This window comes from Methanosarcina soligelidi (genome assembly GCF_000744315.1).
GTDB lineage: Archaea > Halobacteriota > Methanosarcinia > Methanosarcinales > Methanosarcinaceae > Methanosarcina > Methanosarcina mazei.
Map to the genome: position 1 here is coordinate 1,040,905 of NZ_JQLR01000001.1, position 20,653 is coordinate 1,061,557.

The following is a 20,653-nucleotide window of genomic DNA, read 5'->3' on the forward strand; positions in this document are numbered from 1 at the left end:
TTTGAGAATTTACACAGAAAACTTATAAAGGATTTAGTAAAAAGGAGTTTATGGAGTTCAAAAGTATTTTCCAGCTATCATCCGAACTCCATAAAAGATGCCCTAAAAGGCAGTGATTACGTTAGCTGTGCGAATATTTAAGCTTGCCTGATTCTGCCTCCTGGGTGCTAAACAGGAGAAAAAATATGGTTAAGAACAAAATTACAATAGGAATACTTCTTTTGGTAATGCTGGTTGGTGTGGCGTTAATACCAGCCGTAAGTGCACAGGAAGAAAAAGATTATTCTGTAACTGCTGAAGAAGCCTTAAAGCATGCTAATGCAAACATGATACACTTTATCGCAACTAACCCACAAGGCTTTGAAAACTGGACAGGGGCATCTATTGATTCCAAACCGGTTGAGCTTTATGATATAAACGGTCAGAAATTATTTTATCAATTTTCGGTGTATAAAAATACCAACCTAATAGGTAGAATCGACATTGGTGCCAATAAAACACTTGGGCAATCAGTGCGACTCGTCGAAACTGATCCTATTCCTTTTAAAGTGGCTGAAGCCATGAATAAGTCAATAGAAATCGCCAAAAATGAATCTCCAGATGGAAAAATTAAATCAACTACGATAGTTGTATATGCCTATCCTGAAATAGGGGCAATGACCGTAGTAAAAGACAAGACTACAGGAGTTGAACATCGGATATTTGTAGATGCATACACTCTTGAAAAAGTAGAAGATAAACCTGCAACTGAAACAGAGCCTGGAGTTTTGTCAATGTATGAAAAAATATCTAAGAAGGAAATAGATGAAAATCTAAAAAAATGGCAAAATAGTGATGAACTGACTAAATCTATAGAGCAAGAAGCAAATAATAATGGGATTAACATTAATCTGCCAGTCACTGAAGAGAATATTAAAAAACTCAGTGGCAATACAACGATAGCGTCAACAACTGTTCAAAAAGCGATAGCTATTCCTGCATATTTTGCTGAAACAATTCTCACTGTTCCTACATATACCCAAGCTACCACTTACTACTGTCAGCCAGCAAGTGCTCAAATGCTTACCAAATACTATAACGATGTAAGACCTACCCAAAATGTTATATATGCTATGATGAATGGGGTAGCCCCTAATGGAGTTACTGATACTAATGCATTACTTTATTACAAGTCAAGTAGCGGAATGAATAAACCTAACTCCGTTAAGACGACTACTGTTATATATTGGGATACGGTTGTTAATGAAATTGAAGATCATGGACCATTCATGAGCGGGACACCTACTCATGCTCGAGTTTGTTGTGGGTACCAAGATAATGGTTTTCTGACATCTTATTTGCGCATCAATGATCCCTGGCCAGTTGGTCATGCTTATTGGGAAGCATTTGGGGAGGACACTCACCGTATATATGTGAGGAGTTAAGACTCCTCATCTTTTTTAGAGGTAAAGAATATGAGTAAGATCAATGGGAAAATAGCTGTTTTTACCGTTTTTCTGGTTCTTGTAGTAGTTTATGGGTATATGCAAGCACCCACGAATCGAGAGGTGAAAATAGACAGTTTTCTTATTCAATTTGAAAATGGAACAACTGAGCCGGAAGTTAAAGCCATTCTTGAAAACTACAATATGACATTAAACTATAGCATAGATTGCAATAGTGATAATGGGGGTTATAAATACTATATAAAGGTGGACAAAGATGATATGCCTGATGTAGTAAAAGACGGATTGAAAAAAGATAAAAACTGGACTGATTCTGGTTCCCCTTCTTTTACAAAGGGAGATTATGTTATATATCCGGTAACAGAACAAGCCATCCATGATAAAAATTTTCTTGAGATACTGAAAAGACATAACATTCAGGTGAAAACTTTCGTCTGGTGCTTAGTTAGTTACAGAGATAATTCAACCAGGTATGATGTTCTAGGAAAGAACTGTATTACGGAGAAAGATGCAAATAGAATAACAAATGAGCTTGAAATGAATGAGAATGTTTTAATTGTAATGCCTGAGTATATTTGTTATTAAGAAATAATAGAAAAAAATGATCTTCGGGTGAAAAATTCTGTCTTGTGTTTTGTCTATTTTGTAAATGGGTCATCTGATCCGAGTAAACAAAGGAGTTGGATTTCAAAGAGTGATGCAACTAGAGTAAAAAATGATCTTGAAGCGAATGAAAAGGTTTTGACAGTAGGCATTGTTTATATTGAAGGATAAAAATGTGATGATTCGGGTCTAGCGAAAAATACATACAGGCAAATGGAACTCTGTCGACGGTAAAAGACCTAATGGTATTGATTCATTTATCCTAGAGAACTTTATCTACACAGATGTCGCCATAAGTGTAGACAAATATCTCAAAAATCCATCGTTATCTAAATAGATTACAATGAGAGGCTCTGTAGAAATCCTATTTGATGTAAATTATTTCTACAACTTTTTTATTTATGTTATACACTATCAGTTTAATTTTTATTTCCTTGACCTGATTAAAGTATTTTCTTGCCCTGAGTACTTCTCCAAACTTTCTTTTGACAACAGAAAATGTCGCTTCTGCTATATTCCGTTTGTTGTATCTGATTTTATCAAAGGTTAAATGTAGCTGTCTTCTATATTTTCCTTTTATTCTCTCCCTTTTTCTTACTCTTAAATGTATAATTGAGTCTGCTTTTATTTCTCCTCTAATTAATTCATGAATTTTTTCAGAATCATATCCTTTATCCATCACGTAACATTCTGATTTCCTTAACTTGTTTGATTGTCTTAGCAGAGCTTTTGCATAGAGCTTTTGCATGTTTGACATCATGATCCGTTTTTGACTGATTTTCCATCCTAATATTACTTGGCATGAAAGTCCATGATGAGAAAACTCATCACGTACTCTCTCCTTCCTTTTTTCCCATAATTGCGATAATTCCACTAATTATTGTTATCCTTTCATCAACCGAGAATATGTCTGCCTCAACAATCTTTCTCTTTTTAACTTCTCCCTTTTGGTATCCTGTTTCATCTTCGTACATCTCATCGTTTGTGATCAAATGCCATATTATTGTTGCAATTTTCCTTGCTAAGGCAATAATTGCCTTAGCATATCCAATTGTCTTCTTTTTCCTGTTAAAAAACTCCTTTAATCTGCTATTTTTCTTTCTTGCTGCTGCTTGAGCAATCTGAGTTAGAATCCACCTTGCTACTTTTGATCCTCTCTTAGTGATTCTTCCGTTATGGTATTTATCTGCAGATTGATACACATTAGGAACTATTCCAAGCCATGAAGCAAGTTTATCTCCCGTTGGAAAATCCCTGAAATCTCCTATTTCAGCAATTAGAGTTGCCGCACCAAGCTCTCCAATACCTGGAACTGACATCAAAATTTCCATTTCCCTTTTATGCTTTTGATAAGCATAATTGAAAATTTCTCTTTCAAGAACTTCAATTTCTTCATCTAAATGTTTTATAAGGATTTCAGACATATCTGAAGCCTTATTGCAGCACTCTGTGATACTTCTCTATCCAGAATTTCCCTTATCTGAACACTCTTTTTCCGAACATTTGGAGAAAGCGACTCTATAATTTGATCAATATTTTTACCTGAAGAGATTCCTGCTAGAATTGCTCTACCATTTTTTCCAAAAATGTCAGTCAGAACATCACCCAGATGTAACATTTCGGAGGAAAGAATTGCATGAGCTTCATTTTTAATGTCCGTTCTTTTTCTTACAAGAGTTAGGCGAAGCCTGACGTATGACCTGAATTCTCTATGTTTCTTCGGAAAAACTCTTGATGGTTGAACCATCTTATTCAATGCAAGTTTTGCAATTACTTCGGAATCTATTTTATCTGTTTTTTTATGTGTAAATGCTTTCATATCTCGAGCATTTCCAACTATAACAGGCAAATGATCTATCAATGCCTCATAAATCGGAACCCAGAAATCACTTGTTGATTCACAGGCAACAACATCACATTTTTCAGAGGTTACCAAATTTTTAAGATCTAAAATCCCATCATCATCTCTGGCAAAACGATGTTGTTGTTTTTCACCGGATCTACTGAGTGTAGTAGCAATAACAAAACGTTTGTGAATGTCTAAACCACAAGATTTGTTTATTTCTCCGTCCAATTTACATTACTCTATCATTTCCAGGACAGTAGAATTGCTTCAAAGGCAATTTGGCATCCGTTATCAAGGTCACATCTGGGCCTTCGATGGCAATTCAATGGTTAGTTTTTTGACGGCTTCGGAGAACCAAAGTAAAAACAACCTTCCTGTCCAAAGGTAATGATGGAGTTCTATTATCAAAAAAGCTAAGTGAAAAGGACTTTCATTTTTTGGGCATGTTATTCCAAGAATATCATGTGCGTTTTTTATCTGTATCTACTGCTATTGAAGTTTTCAGGAAGCTCCTTCGGAGTCTCCCTGTTCTTCGAGAGTAGTAATGACTTGCATAAGAACTCGTAAACCCAGTTGCATCAATTGCTGTAATAGAAGCATTTTCTCCATGTGAATAAAATAGTTTTAGAGTTTTTGATAAAATTAGGTTAAGTAATGAGGAAGGAATTCTGGATACAAACTTTTGAAGAGTAGTGTAATGAGGACCCTTATCAAGATCAAGTTTTCTTTTATATTACTCATAAGGTCAATAAGTTCTACAAAATCACGATAGTCTGTAGTTATATACTCTTTCAGCAAAACAAGAACAAGAAGCTGATGTTGAGTATAAACACATTTTGAGTATTTGCAAGAATAGAGGTTCAGTCTAGAAGACTGAACCGTCTTAAGACTTAGATCAATAAATTTAATATACTTATTTGATGACAATAGGGATCGCTCCTCGTTTTTTGTGGGGACAAAAAATAAGGAGCATTTTTACGATTTTATTTTTATAAATCTTTGGGTAAAATAGTATCTAGAGGATTTCTACAGAGCCCAAAACTGAATAGCTTCTATATTTTCTCGACGTTCTTTTCCTTTTTTAAATTTATTTTGGATGTGTGCTTCTTCTTTTTATACCTTTCCCTCTTTTTGAGAGTTGATCAGGCATCTTATATAAGTACTTCCGTTGACTATTTCGCTCAAATAGAAAAATATATATACTATTTTCATTTAATCAATTTCATTGACACAAATTTTATATACTATTAGTTTAAATCTTCTATTGTAAACGACCGGAAACTTGTGTTTCTCAGGAGTTAAGGAGCTTAACTATACTTCTCAAAGGAGGTGCAGACCTGGACCTCAGGAGACACCTGAATGGTGGCTGTGCTTTCTGAAGAAGGTTAAAAGCCTGTACTCCTTTAAGTAGAAGCCAGTTCGGGTCTTCCAAAGAAAATCCACAAAAAAATCCCTCCATCGCTCCCTGAATAATTCCCTCTTTTCAGGGAGACATGCTTATGCGGCAGGATTAAATACGCTCAAAAACGGGATTTCTGCCGTTCTCCAATGCAAAAAAGGTGTCGTCTGCCTGATCTCCCCATCAGGCAGACTTTCAGCTAAAGTTTCCAGTATTCTTTCAATATTTCGGTTTTTTGCAATATTTTATTTTTTATTTTCTTTTAATTTTTTCAGTCTCTCAATACCTGTAATGTTTTACTGAGTGATACAGGATCACTGCAAAGAAAGCGACTATCACAAGCAAGAAACTGAAGAAGCCTACCGGGTCCCAGACAAATCCTATCCCTGCTCCTCCTTCTTCCCAGGAAACGAGCACAGCTCCCTGGAGTACTGTGGGAATAACCACACAGGCGAAGGCGAGGACAAAGATAAACACGATATCAAAGACCTCTGTAATAACATTCTTTTGTGTCATGTCTTCTCATCCTCAATCGTAGTATTTGAACTCGAACATGTGGGCTTTGATAGACTCTCTTACCCTCAGGCATCCGATAGCCTCGATCGAAACGATCAGACCTATGAAGATTACGTAGAGGTAAAAGAAACCGGAAGCAATTTCCCAGGTCTCGGAAAGAATCCTGTATATTATGAACCCTTCCACGCCCACTAGCAAAGCAAGCATGCCAATGACAAGGAGCGTATCTCCATTGAGTTTGCTGTGATATTTGCTTTCAAGTTCCCGGTTATTCGTCTCCAAAACCTACCGCCTCCTTTCCTATCCTTCCATTTTCCGAACCATTGGGTAATGGCCAGCCCATTTCAGCCCAGTTGTTTTCGATGTTCGAATTCTTGTGCCTGTGGCTGAAGTAGAAGTACGCAATGCCGTAGAACACAAAGGCAAAGATCAGGTTGTATTTATAGCCCCAGAACAGCGTTGAAAGAATGGTAATTGCGATTGCTATTGCAAAGTAAGCAATATACGGCTGAAGAGGACCTGCAAAAGGCCTGACCTTGCTTGTAGTCTGCGGGAAGAGATTCCTGAAACGTATCAGGGAGAAAGGAATCAGTACATAGCAGAGAAGACCCGAGACAATGGAGAAAGTAATTACCTGGTCAAGGAAACCGCTGAATGCAAAGCCTATCGCAACGGGCATTGTGAAAATCACTGCCCTGTATGGGGTATTATACCTCGGGTGCACCGCCGAGAACCAGGAAGACACATATTTATCTCTGGAAAGGGCAAACCAGGAGCGTGAAGAGTCACAGACACATCCGTTTGCACTGGCAACACATGTCAGGAATGTCCCGAGCCCGAGCAGGGCGATGAATATAAATATGCCGCTGTTCTGTGCAGCCTCAAAGAGTGGATATACGGAAACTCCCAGAAGGTCAGTCGGGATCAGCACGGAACATAAATAGAGTGTCATTGCCGCTCCTACAAGCAGTGTGATCATCCCGGCCTGCTGTCCGAGAGGTACTGCCCTTGATGGGTGTTTACATTCCTCAGCGCACATTGCTGCTCCTTCTATTCCCAGATAGAACCAGGGCCCAAACTGCAGGGCTGCAAAGAGTCCTATCATACCGTTTGGAAGTGCTCCCTGGAAAAGATATTCAGGGTGGATGTTCACTCCTCCAAAGGCAGTTGCGAAGAAGAAGACCACTATTGCAATGAAAGCGATCATCGTCAGGACAAAGTTAAGGGTCAGTGCCGCAACAACGCCACGGTAGTTAATGAAGGTAAGAAGTGCGATTACAAGCAATGTTACAGGAAAAACCTGCAGTTCCGGAAAGATGCTCTGTGCAATAAATGCGACAACAATAGCATCCGCCGCTTCAAGGGCTATATATTCCATATATACTGCAAGCCCTACACTGGCAGCTGCTCCGGGTCCGACGAACAATCTCGCCCAATCATAAGGTCCTCCTGCAAGTTTGGTTGCTGATCCGAGTTCACTGGCACAGAGGGCAATTATTACATACATTGTTCCTGCAACCAGCATGGCAAGCAGAGAACCAAGAATTCCTCCTTTTGCAACAGTAAAGTTCCAGCCCATATACTCTCCGACCAGAACAATTCCTACTCCAAGAGCCCATATATGGAAAGGCCGCAGAGTTTTTACCAGGTTGGCGGCTTCGTTGTGTTCAGACATGCCGTATCAACCCCTTCTTTTTGAAACCCTGCTGGCATCAAGTAGAACCCAGGCCATCAGCCCGAAAGCCAGAAGATATATCAGTCCGTTTATAACAGTCCAGATATCCATTTTTTCCCCTCTTTTTTATTCCGAATTTTTGTATTCGTCCAACTATTCGTGAAAAATTTTCCACACAACTCGAAATATATATTTATAATTGTTTCGCCTGAATTTTTTCAAAAAAAAATCAGCCAGCGACTATCTGCTGGCTTTTTATCAGTTTAATATTATTTCAGGCTTAAATTCGGCTTAGAATACAAGTCCCAGGTCTTCGAGCTTCTTCCTTGCTCCGTCATATACCTGCATGTATTCTTCAGTTGGGGTAATTGTCTTTACGTCGTAGCATTCCTGGAAAGTCTTTCCTGCTGGTGCAGTTGCGTAATTCTTCTCATAAAGTGGCACAAGAGCATTGAGGACCTTGTTAACTTCTGAGATTTCCATACCTGCAGTTGCCCTTGCTACTTCTCCCATCATCCTTGCTTCCATACCTGTTGTCTTGTCAGTCACTACACCCTTTGCGGATGCAACACCTGAAAGTATTTCCCTTCCAGATGCCGTGTCTGTAATAGACTGTGCTGAAGCTTCGAGGAGACACATCTCAGTACACGGACCTGCGCACGGGTAGTACTGGTTTCCTGAGAGCATATCCGTAAACTCTGAAATAGTTGCACATGCCCATCCTGCAATGGTCAGGGTTTCCCTTGTGTTGGTCGATCCCCAGCGGATGTGGACAGGCCCGTCAAGGTGCCAGCTTGCACTGCTCATAACAAAAGCGTTGATGTGTGTTGCAATGTCAACAATTGTTGTTTCTTCAATGCCGCCTGCGTATCCTCCGAAGATCGGCATCTGTTCGTCCATGATAATGTCGCTGTTTCCTTTGTAGTGTGCGATTACTGCAATGGCATCAAGGTCGATCTTGAGTTCGTTGAGCTGTGACACTTCGTGGCTGTCTGATGAGATCTGGCCTCCCATGCAGTCAGAGGATATATTTCCCTGAGCTGACAGGGAAGTCTCTGGTCCCTATATGCCCATTCCCGGGCGTCCTGCCATAGCGCATGCCTGCTTTATAAGGCGTGTTTCTGTCTTTGCTGCGAGGACTTCGTAGGGGCTTCCTGGAATCGGAGCTTTTCCACGTACTGATGTCATTACACCGTCTACGATTGTGTCCACTTCTCTCTCAAGAGCGTAGCTCATGTGTACTGGCATGAAAACTTCTTCAGAGATTGGAGACCCGGTAGGACCGCCCTGAACGATTGGCTTCCTCTTGTCGCCAACACTTCTCTTCCTTACGTTTACTGCGTCCCTGCCAGTACCGAGTGTGAATTCTTTCTGGACGTTGTTGATTGCGTCCCAGATTTCGTCTTCGGTATACTTTACGATCCTGTGAGTGTCCGTACAGTAGATACCACACTCAAGGAGCATCTCAAATCCTGCCTGGAAGAGCTTCTCCATCATGTCCTTGTCTGTTGGGACAAACTCTCCTTTGAAGTCAAGCCCGTACTTCTGCTTGAGCTCCATTGCTTTCATAGGGATCTTCATAAGGTCCCAGTCGTCCTGGGTGCACTTCTCTCCTACTTTTGCCCTGTCGTAGAAGTCGTAGCAATCAAATGATTTTCTGAATGTCATGTGCTTTTGCCTCCCAGGTTTATTTCATAATGTTAAGTGCAACTTTTGCAGCTTCTGCAGCGTTTTCTGCGGTTGCGTCCGCACCGATTTCATCAATCCATTTGTCGGATACAGGTGCTCCTCCGAACATGCATTTTACGCTGTCCCTGAGGTTTTCTTCCCTGAGCCTGTCCATGAGGTCTTTCTGGCCGAGCATGGAGGTGGTCATAAGGGCTGAGCCAACAAGAATGATTTTCTGCCCCTTGCGCTTTGCAGCCTCTTCAATAACAGTCTCGTTAAGGACGTCTACTCCAAGGTCAAGGATATCAAACCCGTTTGCTCCGAGCATGGTTGTAACAAGGCGGTGACCGATATCGTGGATGTCTCCTTCTGCAACAAAGGTGATTGCAAGCCCGGTTCCTTCCTCTCCTTCTACTTTGGTCTTTTCAAGTTCGGGGGTGAGGATTTCCATTGCACTGCTCATGGCTTTTCCGGACATCATGATCTGAGGCAGGAAAACTTCTGCAGCCTCAAATTTGTCACCGATAATCTTCATTCCTGGGGAAAGGCCCTTTGTGATAATATCAAGAGGGGAAATTCCTGCATCCAGGGCTTCCTGAGTCAGCTTTGCGCAGCCTGCGATGTCCTGAGTTACGATCGCATTGGTTAACTTGTCAAAAATCTCTTGGTTTGCCATTTTTACTAAACCTCCGTTTCTGTCGAAAACGGCTTTTCTTTGCAGTATCGTTGGGCAGTACAATGTACTCAGAGCTTCAATAGACAATAGATTGCAAAGGTTTATGCTGGACACAAGCCCAAGCTCCGCTAGGTAAAAAAGCGTTCGCATGGGGTTCTTTGTTCATGTGCAGGTCCTGCGCTTTCATTCAGCCATTTAACGCGGGAAAGCCTTCACAGTATTCTGGATTGTCTATATCGGAAATTATCCACTGCCATTTGCCATTTCTTACCCGGATTTCGGGTTCTTGTGAATAATTTCTTTTCTCCTAACATTGCTACCGGGGAATCTTGCTGGAGACTGCAATTTATTTCCCAGTCGAATTAGCACTCATATCCCAAATTTCCCAACAGTAAGCCTGCTGGAACTGCCTGGAATTGTCCTGAATATTCAGAGTCAATTCCTAAAAAGAAAATAGAAATCATACTATATAAACGAACACTATATTTCATTATTATATATTATAACAAATAATTTGAAATGCTGATTTTTCAGATTGTGTCGCCTAAAAATTGTATTTTTTCCTCTCTTCTTTTCCAGAAATGCCCACATCATGGCTGACGAGAGAAAAATATATATATTGGATGTTGAAATTTTCCTGACTTTCTTAAATACAAAGCATCTTTGGCTTTCAAATCCATTTATCTATATTTTATTTTAAAGGAAAATATTAAATACTGGACCCAATCCCCCCAATTGAACTGTAGAGGAAGAGAGCAGACCCTGTGGAAAAATCATGGACTGACAGGTAAAATATCATTTTTTCAGGTAATGTGATTTTTTCAGATTGAGTTCAGGAAAACAGGTTAAATCAGGAAAATTATCGAAAAATTGAAACTAAAAATAAGCCGGCTTGAAGCCGGCATTTTGGTTTAAAGTTTTCAGGATTTGAAATATCTGGCGGTACGTCTCTCAGTACCTGTAATTTTTAGCGCACTCAACCATTTTCTGAAGGTTGGCACTGGGTGTCATGCTTACAATCCCGCAACCAACTGTAAGTATTCCGACACCTGCATCGAGCACCTTCTTTGAGGCTGCCTCAACATCCTCAGGAGTTCCATTCCAGAGTACGGCTACAGGGTCGAGGTTTCCGACGATAATAGCATTTTCCACATTGCCTGTTGCGGTCTTGATATCCACTCTCTGGTCCACACTGATAGCATTTACTCCTGCCCTGTCCATAATTGCAAGGCCATTGGTTGTGTTTCCGCAGATATGGAGGACTGTAGCGACATCGAGCTCCTTCATGGCGTCAACGATCTTTTTCTGGTAGGGAAGGGCATATTTCTCATAGAACTCCCCGCCGATGAGCTCATAGCTTGCTGTGGGGTCGATAATGGCTATTGTGTCTGCTCCGTTCTCAACCATTGCTTTTGCATATGCTATGTTGAAGTCTGCGCAGAAGTCCAGAAGTGCAGGGACAATGTCCTCGCCTGTGAAAAGGTTTCCAAACCAGGCATCTCCGTTGATGTGCTGGGCAAGGGAGAAAGGACCTATCATGGACCCAATAACAGGAAGTTCTTTTCCATACTTTTCTGAAAGGATCTTTACAGCTTTCAGGATTGTGCCTATTCTGCCTGTATCCAGGCTGTAATTTTTGATCTTATCCAGATCTTCAAGGTTCTTTACGCTGTGCTTTATAACAGACGGCTGCTGCTTCAGGTCGCCAGCCTTTATCCCGCAGCCAAAAAGTTCTGCTTCAGCCGTAATGTCAAAAGGAACCCTTACTGCCTCAAAACCAATTACTGTATGTCCAGCTTCCGCAAGTGTTGCCATTTTCTCTGCGTCTGCATGGGCTTCAGGCCAGAAGGCTCCTGAGGCTTCCATCTGTTCGACGGTTCCGGTCTGTGTGAAACAAACAGCAGGCATTCTGTCCACTGGCTGTTTTCTAAGTGCACGGTATAATCTTTCTTTTGGTGTATATTCTGTCATCTATAATCCCTCTCTAAGTTCTATAGACAGCCCTAATTTCAAAAACCCATACTATAAATAAATATGTATTATTATTCCTTAATTAAAGATTTTATTATAAAAAATCACTAATTATTCATTCGGAAACGGTTGAAAATCCGCTTAAAACAAGCAAAGTTGTTTTACAAACATTTTTCTGGGGAAACTTTAATGTATATAAAGGCCCGGCGTTTAACTAAGGTTAATTTCTCCAGAGTCTTATTATGTCTGAATTCTTCTCCCGGTTTAAACAATAGTAGATTTAAGGAAAATCGAGAGGACTAACTTATATACTGCATAAGTTATAAAAATATTGTATCCTTTTCCCTTTGTTGAATTAGAATAAGTAACTCACCATATCCGATTCTTTTGCGGGGCAGTCCATGGTGCCGGGATGCCTCGATACCATATTTCCGGAGGATGTAAAAAATGTACGGAATTGCACTTGACCTGGGTACCAGCGGTTTTAGAGCCCAGCTTATCGACCTTGAAACAAATGAGACCTTAAAAACAGTCATTACCATGGGTCACCCTCTGCCAGGAGGAAATGTTATGGACCACCTGGACTTTGCTATCACAACAGGGGAAGACGTGGCTCATGGAGTGATTATTGAAACCATCAGGAGGATGTTTCTGAAATTCGATGCAGACCTTTCAAAAGTGGAAAGGCTCGCAGTCTGTGGGAACCCTATCCAGCTTTCTCTTTTTCAGAACATCGAAATAAGGGACCTTGCATATGCCGGAGAAAACAAACAGAAAATGCTCGGAGTCCAGAATGTAACACGAGATTCCCGTGTATTTCCGGCTTCGGACATTTTCGGGGATGATTTTTTTCGCGGCTGTGAAATCATCGTACCCCCGGCAATCAAACATGAGATAGGAGCTGATGCCCTTGCCATGATGCTGGAAACCGATTTTCTGATCCAGACCGAACCTGCACTGGTGACGGATTATGGAACAAATGCGGAAATGGCTCTCAAAGTTGGCGACAGGATAATAACTGCAAGTGCTGCGGCAGGTCCTGCGATCGAGGGGCAGGGCATAAGTTCGGGAATGCTTGCAAGCCCCGGGGCAATCTGTGACGTAAAGCCTGAAGGCGAATACTGGAAAGTCATGGTCCTCGATAATGAGATGGAAAAACAGGACGCTTACCTTATTAACCCTGTAACCGGCGAAATGAAAGAAACGAACGGATATAAAGCTGCAGGCATTACAGGGACGGGGGTAATCTCGGCTTTTGCCCTGGCTCTGAGAAGCGGGCTGGTTGAAAAGCCTCCAAAACTCCCCAATGGGAAACTGATTCTAGGTCCCGGGATTGAAATTACTGAAAAGGATGTCGAAGAAGCCGGAAAAGCAATAGGTGCGATCCGTGCCGCTCACATGACTCTCATAGTGGAGTCCGGAATTAAATACGAAGATCTTGAATACGCATACATGTCAGGGGCATCAGGAGCTTATGTAGACGCCGAAGATGCCCGCAGGCTTGGTGCAGTTCCGGGTTATGCAAAAAAAATAGTCCAGTTCGGAAACACCTCTCTCGCCCTTGCGCGGGAACTTGTGCTTGACAGGTCCAGGCTTGATGATGTCATCAAAATCGCAAAAAAGATCACTGCTGACCACCTGATGATGGCGACAAGCAATACTTTCAACAATTTTTATCTATGTGAGCTATCTTACTGGACAATGGGGATGCCGCTTGAAGTGTACAACCAGATGCTTGAGCTTTACGGTCTACCCAAACTCCCTGAAACTCTTGAACACGTTAGTATAGAAAAACGGGTAAGTAAGGATATAGAGCAGGTAGGAGTCGGCGGTCTTGCCATACTGAAAGAAATAGGCATTATCCTTGAAGTCCCCGTAGAGAAATGTATCTACTGCCAGAAATGCATGGAAGAATGCCCTGAAAACGCTCTGGAAATCACCGAGACCGATGGGATAAGAACCGCAAAATACGACAGCCAGAAATGCCTTGGAACAAGCTGCCGCCGCTGTGTCAGTGTCTGCCCCGAAAATGCAATTGACATAACAAAACTGAGAATTAAAGCAAAATAAGACCTGTGGGACTTATTATCTCCCACTTTTTTTGCCTCAACCAGTCCTCTTGAGCGAAGCGAAAAGGACCGCGTGCTCCCGAGGCGCAATTCGGGGCGAAAAGGACGATGGTCTTTCACTATATCTTTAAAATTTAATATTCATTATCTCTCTGGTCCCATGTCAATGATTTATATATTTTGTTTCTATTCGTAGAAGCGTTATTATCTGGAAATTATCCGGAAATTGCCAGAGAACCCTCTCAAAATATTTATTAACCTTCAAGCGAAAAGTTTAGAGGCAAAAATAAAATTAAGTCGATTTTGGGATGCGTTCAACAGGCAGGAAGTATTGACATGACTGAAAGACAGGTTGAATGTGTACTTATAGAAATTCCGCAGGGAAGTCGGAATAAGTATGAGTATGATAAGGAAAGGAAAGTCATTAGATTCGACAGAATGCTTTTTTCGTCAATCGTATACCCATGTGATTACGGCTTTTTCCCGGATACCCTGGCACTTGACGGTGACCCTCTGGATGCCATGGTATTGATGTGGGAGCCTACATTTCCTGGATGTGTAATAGATGTACATCCCGTTGCAATGCTTGATATGGAAGATGATAAGGGAAGAGATGAAAAGATACTCTGTGTCCCTCAGAGAGACCCACTATGGAACTATATCAAAACAATTGAACAGGTTCCTCCTCATTTACTGAAAGAAATTACACATTTCTTTGAAACTTATAAAAATTTGGAACGAAAAGATGTGGTGGTTCACGGGTGGAGAGATCTGGAAACAGCACGCAAGGTAATCCAGGAAGCTAAGGATCGATATACTGAACAAAAAAAATTATCTAATCAGTGAAGAACTACAGTTTTTATTCCTGATTCGACGTTATTTCACACCACCAGTTCACAACAGAGGGGCGAGCTGCCCCCTGCTCTGTGTTATTCTACATTTTTTTCTCTGGTTCATTCTTGTTCAGGATATTGATTTTCTCCTGTTTAGAGTATAGAATACAGCATTGATGCTGTACCTATCCCCAGTGGTTCCATTACAAGTTCAACTCCACACTTTTTTTGCAGCTCCTTTGAGATTGCACAGGGTATCCCCGGGGTAGAAATCACACAGTTTTCCGAAATTACGGATTCCGGAATCGTGTCTGCACAGGGGGTTGCTTCGAAAATAATGGAAAACTTCCTTTGCCCGTCGCCTTCGGGGCTGACGGGATTGAAAGGTATAATTCCGAGGCTGGAAACGCTTTTTTCTAGAAGGGTTCTGTCAGCATCATACCCGTAAACCTTGAAGCCTTTCTGTGCGAGATGGGCTGCTCCCGGAAATCCAACCTTCCCAAGACCCACGGCAAGCACTTCTTTAGAATCGGCTTTCAGGTATCTTGAAGCTATTTCAGCATAAATTATGCCTGTACAAGGCTGGTTATTAGCGATTTTTCCATTTTTCAGGTTATGGGCAAGGAAAGTATTGTCATCTGCCATAAGTATGATCCGGGCTCCGTTCTTTACTGCCTCGTAATATCCGCTGACGTCAGGCATATCAGTAATAAAACTGTCAAACCCGAAATACCCGGCAATTGCATTCAGGGATTCGGAAAAGCTCCCTATGATCCCGTTCCCTGAGGTCACAGGCACGATACCTACTTTTTCACAGCATGGGGTTGTGCCGTAGAAATCTTTACAGATCCCTTTTATATCAAGCCCTGTAACTCTACGGACAGTAGAATCAGCTTCTTGAAGCTGTTTGTTAATATTTTCCAGGTCTTCTGGGGTTAAAAGTGCCATTTTTTTACCTCTTTTTATTCTAAAAATTCTTCCTGCTTCATGCAGCAGCTCCGAAACGGCTTTTTAGAATCGAAAGCCCTTTGTTTTTTCTAGTGTCTTAGCAACTTAATTATGGTGCATAATGCTTGGACATTTTCTCATCAGCAACTTTTCTCGTAAACTTCCAGTTGATCTTACTTTCATGTTCATTTCTTCTCTTTGTCCATGCACCCACTTCGTGGGTAAGTGTCTGCATATCTCCGATCCTTCTGTCTGTACATTCAATATCCATTACATTGATCTCTATTTCTGCAGCATTAAGCCAACTTGCATGTTTTGGTGTGTAATGGAATTCTATCTTGTCCAGAATCTTTTTTGCTTCCTCTTCGCTGAATGTTTCGTAGAATGACTTTTCTTTATGGATATTGAGATTATCCGTAACCAGTCGGATGACTTCAGCTTCAGAATATTTTTCAGTAAGGAGAATTTTCACGAATTGTGCAAAATCCTTCATAGTTCTTCTTTCGGTGACTTGAGTCACCCTTTTTCCTGCTTTAAATTCTACTGCCACGAATACATTTGCGGTTCCATTCCTGACATATTCGTAATCATATTTTTCTGGACTTCCAGGTTTCATTGGGATAGCTTTCCTCTTATCTCCAAGAAGTTGTTTTGGTTTCTCGTCAAGGCATATGAGAGGTTTTTTCGGGTCATATTTTTCTTCATAGAGGTTGAGAATGTTGTACATTCTTTCTCTATACTCGGCATTTATCTTTTGAATGCACCACATCCGTCTTAACCAAGGTTTAGTTTTGCTTTTTTTAGAATAAGCCGGATGCTCTCCTTGTTTATTGTTTCAAACCCTTCTCTCATCTTCAGTTCTTCAGTAAGCAGTACAAGTGTCCACTTTTTTCTTCCATCAGGAGGTTTGGTACATGCTTGCGCTATGATTTCAGCCGTGTGCTTTTCGGTGTATTTTATAGGCTGGCCAGTTCTTGTTTTATCTTCAAGAGCGCTTTGGAGACCTTCATCCAAGTACCTTTTCTTGATTCGCCCAACAGTATTCCTACTAACATTCAATATCTCTACGATCTCGGTGTTCTTTTTATTCTTGTTGGCAAGTAACAGGATTCGTGCTCTTGTTAGTTCTCGTGCACTTTTCTGTCCCTTTTTAACAAAGTCTATGAGGTACTGCACCTCATCTTCTTCAAGTTTTATTTTTGCCATGAATGAAGATACAGATGGGATTCAAAGTTTATAATAATGACTCAAAATTAAGTTGCCATGACACTAGCTTCAGCTTCTTCCCTGTCTCTGCCCCAGAAAACCAGGGTGAATACAGGGTTCTCTCCTTTGCACAGGAAAATCTCTATTCCGGGTTCTTCATAATAATTGCCGTAATCATTTCCCATGGACAGAACCTGTTCTCCCACAGGGATAAGTACTCCATTTTCTGCAAGCATGAGATGTTCGTAAATGCAGTACCTGTCTTCAGGGAGAGTTTTGATCTCTTCTATGCCTCCATTAAAAGCTCGGAACAGGAGTTCTATGAGGTTGATCCCGGAAGAATAATAGACCGCAGTCGGAGTCTGGCTCGGGAAACGGGCATCTATCTCAATAACTTTTAACCCCAGGGGGCCGGAAATCGCTTCCACGTCCATAATTCCTTTTAAGGGCAGGTTTGCTGCAAGGGAGTAGGATAGTTCCCTGAAGGAAGGGTCTAGAGGGAGAGGGGTCACCATATGGCAGTCATAGGTGTCATCGATATGTACAAGGGTTTCCTTTACCACAGCAAAATTATTTCCATCCCCTATGACCTCAAGTGAGACCACTTCCCCTTCAACGTATTCTTCTATGAGCATCCCGGGCTCAAGCTCTTTAAGCTCTTTCCCGTCATAGATTATTCTCGCTCCCACACTGCTGCTTTCGCAGGGAGGCTTTACAAAATAAGGTGGTTCAGACGGTTTGTCCTGAGGGGTCGGGGTTCCTATGGATGCGAAGTATTCTTTTGATTTTCTCTTATCCCTGCTGATCCTGTAAGCTTCAAAATCGAAAAGTACCGGGCAGGAGAATTTTTCTTTTATAGAATTTAGAAATTCTATACATTCAAGGTTTTCATTTACCGGCAGTATGGCATCAACATTTTTTGATATCGCGACGAGTTTTTCCGGCTCTTCCGTTATGTTGAAACACTGGAACTCATCCGCATAATTCCTTATAAGCGCCTGCGGGTTTTTGTCTATTACAAGCACTTTCATTCCGGCTTTCTTAGATAGGTATGCAGCCTCGAAGCCCTGCAGCTTCCCGCCTATAAGGCATATTGTTTTCAGGCTAGCACCCCAGGACTCTCTCAAACTCAGCCTGCGGCGCAGGTTCCATTCCCATAACCTTCAGCCTTTTGACAACGCTTGTAACGTCCCTGTCCCTCTCTTCCATGCCGCGGTCGTAATTGGCAACCCCTTCCAGGCGTGAATCGGGGAGGATGGAGGTTACAATATTTGCTCCGGCATTTAAACGGTGCACCATGCCGTCTATGCCTTCAAGGTCAAGAGAAGCCGGTATCAGGCATTCAGGAAACATGAGCCTGAGAATCGCTATGATTTTCAGCTCCGAAAGCTTTGAACTATCGCTGAAACCTTCAAGCGGAGTTCCTTCCTGAGGCAGAAAAGTCATTACCCTCACCATATCAGGATTGTTTGCTTTCATCCCCTTCAGGGATATAAGAGTTGATTCGATATCATTTCCTACGCCGGTAAGAATGCCGTCTTCTATACAGTACCCCTGTTCTTTTGCGAACCTGCGGGCATTAAACCTTCCTTCGAAGGACTGACCTACCCTCAGCTTTCCATAAAGTTCGCGGTCATAAGTCTCCTGATAAAGGGCAAAGAAATTTGCTCCTTTTTCCCTGGCTTTCAGGAGGGTGCCGTTATCCATGACTCCTGGAGAAATCATTATTGGAAGCCCGAGTTCTTCTTTTACTGTCCTGACAAGTTCAACGAAGCGGTCAGGGTCATCATAGTAATAGGGATCCTCTCCCATTGTCAGGTCGATCATGTGAAAGCCTGCGCCTTTCAGGGATTTGCACATCTCTTTAACCTCTTCACCGGTCAGGCGGTAGCGGTTAATTTCGTTTTTACAGTTATAGTAGCAAAAAGAGCACTGGTTTTTACAATAAGTTGAGAAATAAATAAAACAGTTAAGAAACACCCTGTTGCCGAAATAATAGTTTCTGACCTTTCGAGCTACATAGTAAAGCTTTTCCAGCTCTTCTTCGAATTCAAGAGAAAGAAGAGCCCTGAGGTCATCATCAGACAATTTAAAACCTTCAATAATTTTCTCCCCGAACCTGTCAAGTTCTTCGGTTGCCATTTTCTGGATCAAACTTTCACCCTCTCATAGATTTACAATTTTTTTTATCCTTATAACCTTACTTTCAAATTCCTTTCGCGTCAGCCCCATCCGGACCTTTTTGCCATTTTAAGTCCCGGAATTAAGGTTTTTGATTATTTCCAGTTATATCATCATTTATCGCCATTTTTGCCGGTCTGGTACTTTTCTTCTGATACTTCCAGCTTTTCAGAGAATCTTTAGATGTGTCTTACATGGTCCAGGATTATTACAGGTTGGTAGAAATCCCGTTATAGTAAGACTCGGACCTTGCAGCTCGCTTGATATTTTTAAAGTCGTGTTTAACCTTTAGAAGGCGTTCGAGCCCGAAACCTGCCCCTATCCAGGGTTTATCAATACCCCATTCCCGGTCAAGTGGTATGGGCCCGACTACTGCAGAGGAAAGTTCCAGGTCTCCGTGCATTACATCAAGGGTATCCCCATAGACCATGCAGGAATCGCCTACGATCTTGAAATCAATTCCCAGGTGGTTCAGGAAGTCCGTAATTATGCTTTCAAGATTTTCCCGTGTGCATCCCGATCCCATCTGGCAGAAGTTCAGCATAGTAAACTCTTCGAGGTGTTCTTTGCCGTCGGACTCTTTCCTGTAGCATGGGCCTATTTCAAAAATTTTTATTGGATCAGGCAGGACCCTGTCAAGCTTGCGCAGGTAGTTGTAAAGGTTTGGAGCAAGCATGGGCCTCAGGCAGAAGTTCTTGTCAACCCTGAAGATCTGTTTTGAAAGTTCGGTATCATTATCAATGCCCATCCTTTCGATATACTCAAGAGGGATCAGGATCGGGGATTTTATTTCCAGAAAACCCCTGTCCACAAAGAACCTGGTAATTTCACGCTCGAGTTTCCCCAGATAATTCTCCCTTTCTTCCGCGTAGATCTGCTGCAAGTCTTTTTTTCTGCGAAAGAGCAATTCGGACTCAAGCTCCCTGAAAGGCTTTCCGGAATTCAGGGAAATCTCATCTTTTGGGTTTAACAGGCCTTCAAGCCTGTCAGTCTGGCTCTTCGTAAGTGCGGGAGCACTTGCCTGAACAGGGGCAGACATGGATGTAATGGGGTTCGTATTCCCTTTTACCAGTGCGGATGCAGTTGCTCCTGTAGAAATGCTTGATATTGATGCAGAAACAGATGCCGGGACAGAAACTGACTCCTGGGTGGAAACCGGTATCGCAGGTAAAAATTTAGATCCAGAAGGTTGAGCCTGTGCCGCTTCTGTATTCTCAAGAGGTTTCGGGGCTCTCGCAACGGATTTTGGCATTGCCTTTTTCGTTCTGGTAGGGGCAGAAACGACCTTGACTTTTACGCTTGTCTGGTCTTCGTTTGCCTTTGTGAGGAACTTATTGAGATCCTCATCCGAAACCCTGCAGCGTTTGCAGGTCTTCCTGTATTTGTGGTGCCTGAGCGCTCTTGCAGTCCTGCTGCTCCTGGAGTTGTTTACAACAAGGTGGTCTCCGCATGCCATTTCAATATAGATTTTGCTTCGAGAGACTTCGTGGTGTTTTATTTTATGAATTGTTCCGGTCCTGGACATCCAGAGCCCGGTTGCAGATATCAGAGTGTCTAGTGGTTTTTTATCCATAGTGTTACCCCTCGGTGAACTAAAACCCGGATAATTTCCAAGAA

General features: G+C 41.9%; 15 protein-coding genes and 4 pseudogenes. 5 read left to right on the forward strand and 14 right to left on the reverse strand.

Translation table 11 applies throughout. The annotated features are described in order from the left end of the window. Positions 1–185 precede the first annotated feature (185 nt). From M886_RS04560 to M886_RS19490, 3 genes are read left to right on the forward strand one after another with little or no spacing between them, the layout of a single operon-like run. Positions 186–1,424, forward strand: coding sequence for a C39 family peptidase (locus tag M886_RS04560; protein ID WP_048037422.1), 1,239 nt, complete (start codon positions 186–188; stop codon positions 1,422–1,424). A 30-nt stretch (positions 1,425–1,454) separates the two neighbouring features. Further along, complete coding sequence (locus M886_RS04565; RefSeq protein ID WP_011033374.1) at positions 1,455–2,030, forward strand: UPF0228 family protein; 576 nt, start codon at positions 1,455–1,457, stop codon at positions 2,028–2,030. A 6-nt stretch (positions 2,031–2,036) separates the two neighbouring features. Continuing rightward, positions 2,037–2,219, forward strand: a complete 183-nt coding sequence (locus M886_RS19490; protein ID WP_369324010.1) for a UPF0228 family protein — start codon at positions 2,037–2,039, stop codon at positions 2,217–2,219. 193 nt (positions 2,220–2,412) lie between these two features. Here the strand turns inward: M886_RS19490 and M886_RS04570 are convergent, their stop codons facing one another. The 9 genes and pseudogenes from M886_RS04570 to mtbA all read right to left on the reverse strand — a co-directional run bounded on the left by M886_RS04570 (position 2,413) and on the right by mtbA (position 11,799). Further along, the gene (locus M886_RS04570) at positions 2,413–2,922 is read right to left on the reverse strand and encodes a transposase (RefSeq protein WP_080929445.1); all 510 of its coding nucleotides are present in this window, start codon (positions 2,920–2,922) and stop codon (positions 2,413–2,415) included. Next, positions 2,876–4,122 (reverse strand): annotated as a pseudogene (locus tag M886_RS04575) (IS110-like element ISMma5 family transposase). The gene M886_RS04570 and the pseudogene M886_RS04575 overlap by 47 nt, the downstream one beginning before the upstream one ends. A 250-nt stretch (positions 4,123–4,372) precedes the next feature. Continuing rightward, a pseudogene (locus M886_RS19055) lies at positions 4,373–4,821 on the reverse strand (IS5/IS1182 family transposase); the annotation flags it as partial. A gap of 751 nt (positions 4,822–5,572) precedes the next feature. Then, positions 5,573–5,809, reverse strand: coding sequence for an efflux RND transporter permease subunit (locus M886_RS04580; RefSeq protein WP_011033379.1), 237 nt, complete (start codon positions 5,807–5,809; stop codon positions 5,573–5,575). Between the two features lie 12 nt (positions 5,810–5,821). After that, positions 5,822–6,091: a hypothetical protein gene (locus tag M886_RS04585; protein ID WP_011033380.1), complete on the reverse strand. Its 270-nt coding sequence runs from the start codon at positions 6,089–6,091 to the stop codon at positions 5,822–5,824. Beyond that, entirely contained in the window at positions 6,078–7,484 is a 1,407-nt protein-coding gene (locus tag M886_RS04590) for an APC family permease (RefSeq protein ID WP_011033381.1), read from the reverse strand. Before M886_RS04590 ends, M886_RS04585 begins: the two co-directional genes overlap by 14 nt. A 291-nt stretch (positions 7,485–7,775) precedes the next feature. Then, positions 7,776–9,152 (reverse strand): annotated as a pseudogene (locus M886_RS17660) (monomethylamine:corrinoid methyltransferase). A gap of 19 nt (positions 9,153–9,171) precedes the next feature. Then, entirely contained in the window at positions 9,172–9,828 is a 657-nt protein-coding gene (locus tag M886_RS04605) for a methyltransferase cognate corrinoid protein (RefSeq protein WP_048037606.1), read from the reverse strand. A gap of 951 nt (positions 9,829–10,779) precedes the next feature. Further along, positions 10,780–11,799 (reverse strand): methylcobamide:CoM methyltransferase MtbA, encoded by a 1,020-nt coding sequence (mtbA, locus tag M886_RS04610; protein WP_048039091.1) that lies wholly within the window; start codon positions 11,797–11,799, stop codon positions 10,780–10,782. Positions 11,800–12,246: 447 nt separating this feature from the next. Here mtbA and M886_RS04615 point away from each other — a divergent pair, with 447 nt between their 5' ends. Both M886_RS04615 and M886_RS04620 read left to right on the forward strand, forming a co-directional pair. Next, positions 12,247–13,869 carry a methylamine methyltransferase corrinoid protein reductive activase gene (locus tag M886_RS04615; protein ID WP_048044826.1) on the forward strand — a complete coding sequence of 541 codons (1,623 nt, stop codon included), beginning with the start codon at positions 12,247–12,249 and terminating at the stop codon, positions 13,867–13,869. A 335-nt stretch (positions 13,870–14,204) separates the two neighbouring features. Next, on the forward strand, positions 14,205–14,714 hold the full coding sequence (locus M886_RS04620) for an inorganic diphosphatase (RefSeq protein ID WP_015411829.1): 510 nt from the start codon (positions 14,205–14,207) through the stop codon (positions 14,712–14,714). A gap of 140 nt (positions 14,715–14,854) precedes the next feature. Here the strand turns inward: M886_RS04620 and pylD are convergent, their stop codons facing one another. The 5 genes and pseudogenes from pylD to pylS form a co-directional block, all read right to left on the reverse strand. After that, positions 14,855–15,649: a 3-methylornithyl-N6-L-lysine dehydrogenase PylD gene (gene pylD / locus M886_RS04625; protein WP_048050730.1), complete on the reverse strand. Its 795-nt coding sequence runs from the start codon at positions 15,647–15,649 to the stop codon at positions 14,855–14,857. 109 nt (positions 15,650–15,758) lie between these two features. Then, a pseudogene (locus M886_RS17665) lies at positions 15,759–16,855 on the reverse strand (IS630-like element ISMma8 family transposase). A 47-nt stretch (positions 16,856–16,902) separates the two neighbouring features. Further along, the gene (gene pylC, locus M886_RS04640; protein ID WP_048050731.1) at positions 16,903–17,982 is read right to left on the reverse strand and encodes a 3-methylornithine--L-lysine ligase PylC; all 1,080 of its coding nucleotides are present in this window, start codon (positions 17,980–17,982) and stop codon (positions 16,903–16,905) included. After that, on the reverse strand, positions 17,960–19,009 hold the full coding sequence (gene pylB / locus M886_RS04645; protein ID WP_048050732.1) for a methylornithine synthase PylB: 1,050 nt from the start codon (positions 19,007–19,009) through the stop codon (positions 17,960–17,962). Before pylB ends, pylC begins: the two co-directional genes overlap by 23 nt. 235 nt (positions 19,010–19,244) lie before the next feature. Next, positions 19,245–20,609, reverse strand: a complete 1,365-nt coding sequence (pylS, locus tag M886_RS04650; RefSeq protein ID WP_048050733.1) for a pyrrolysine--tRNA(Pyl) ligase — start codon at positions 20,607–20,609, stop codon at positions 19,245–19,247. Positions 20,610–20,653 lie beyond the last annotated feature (44 nt).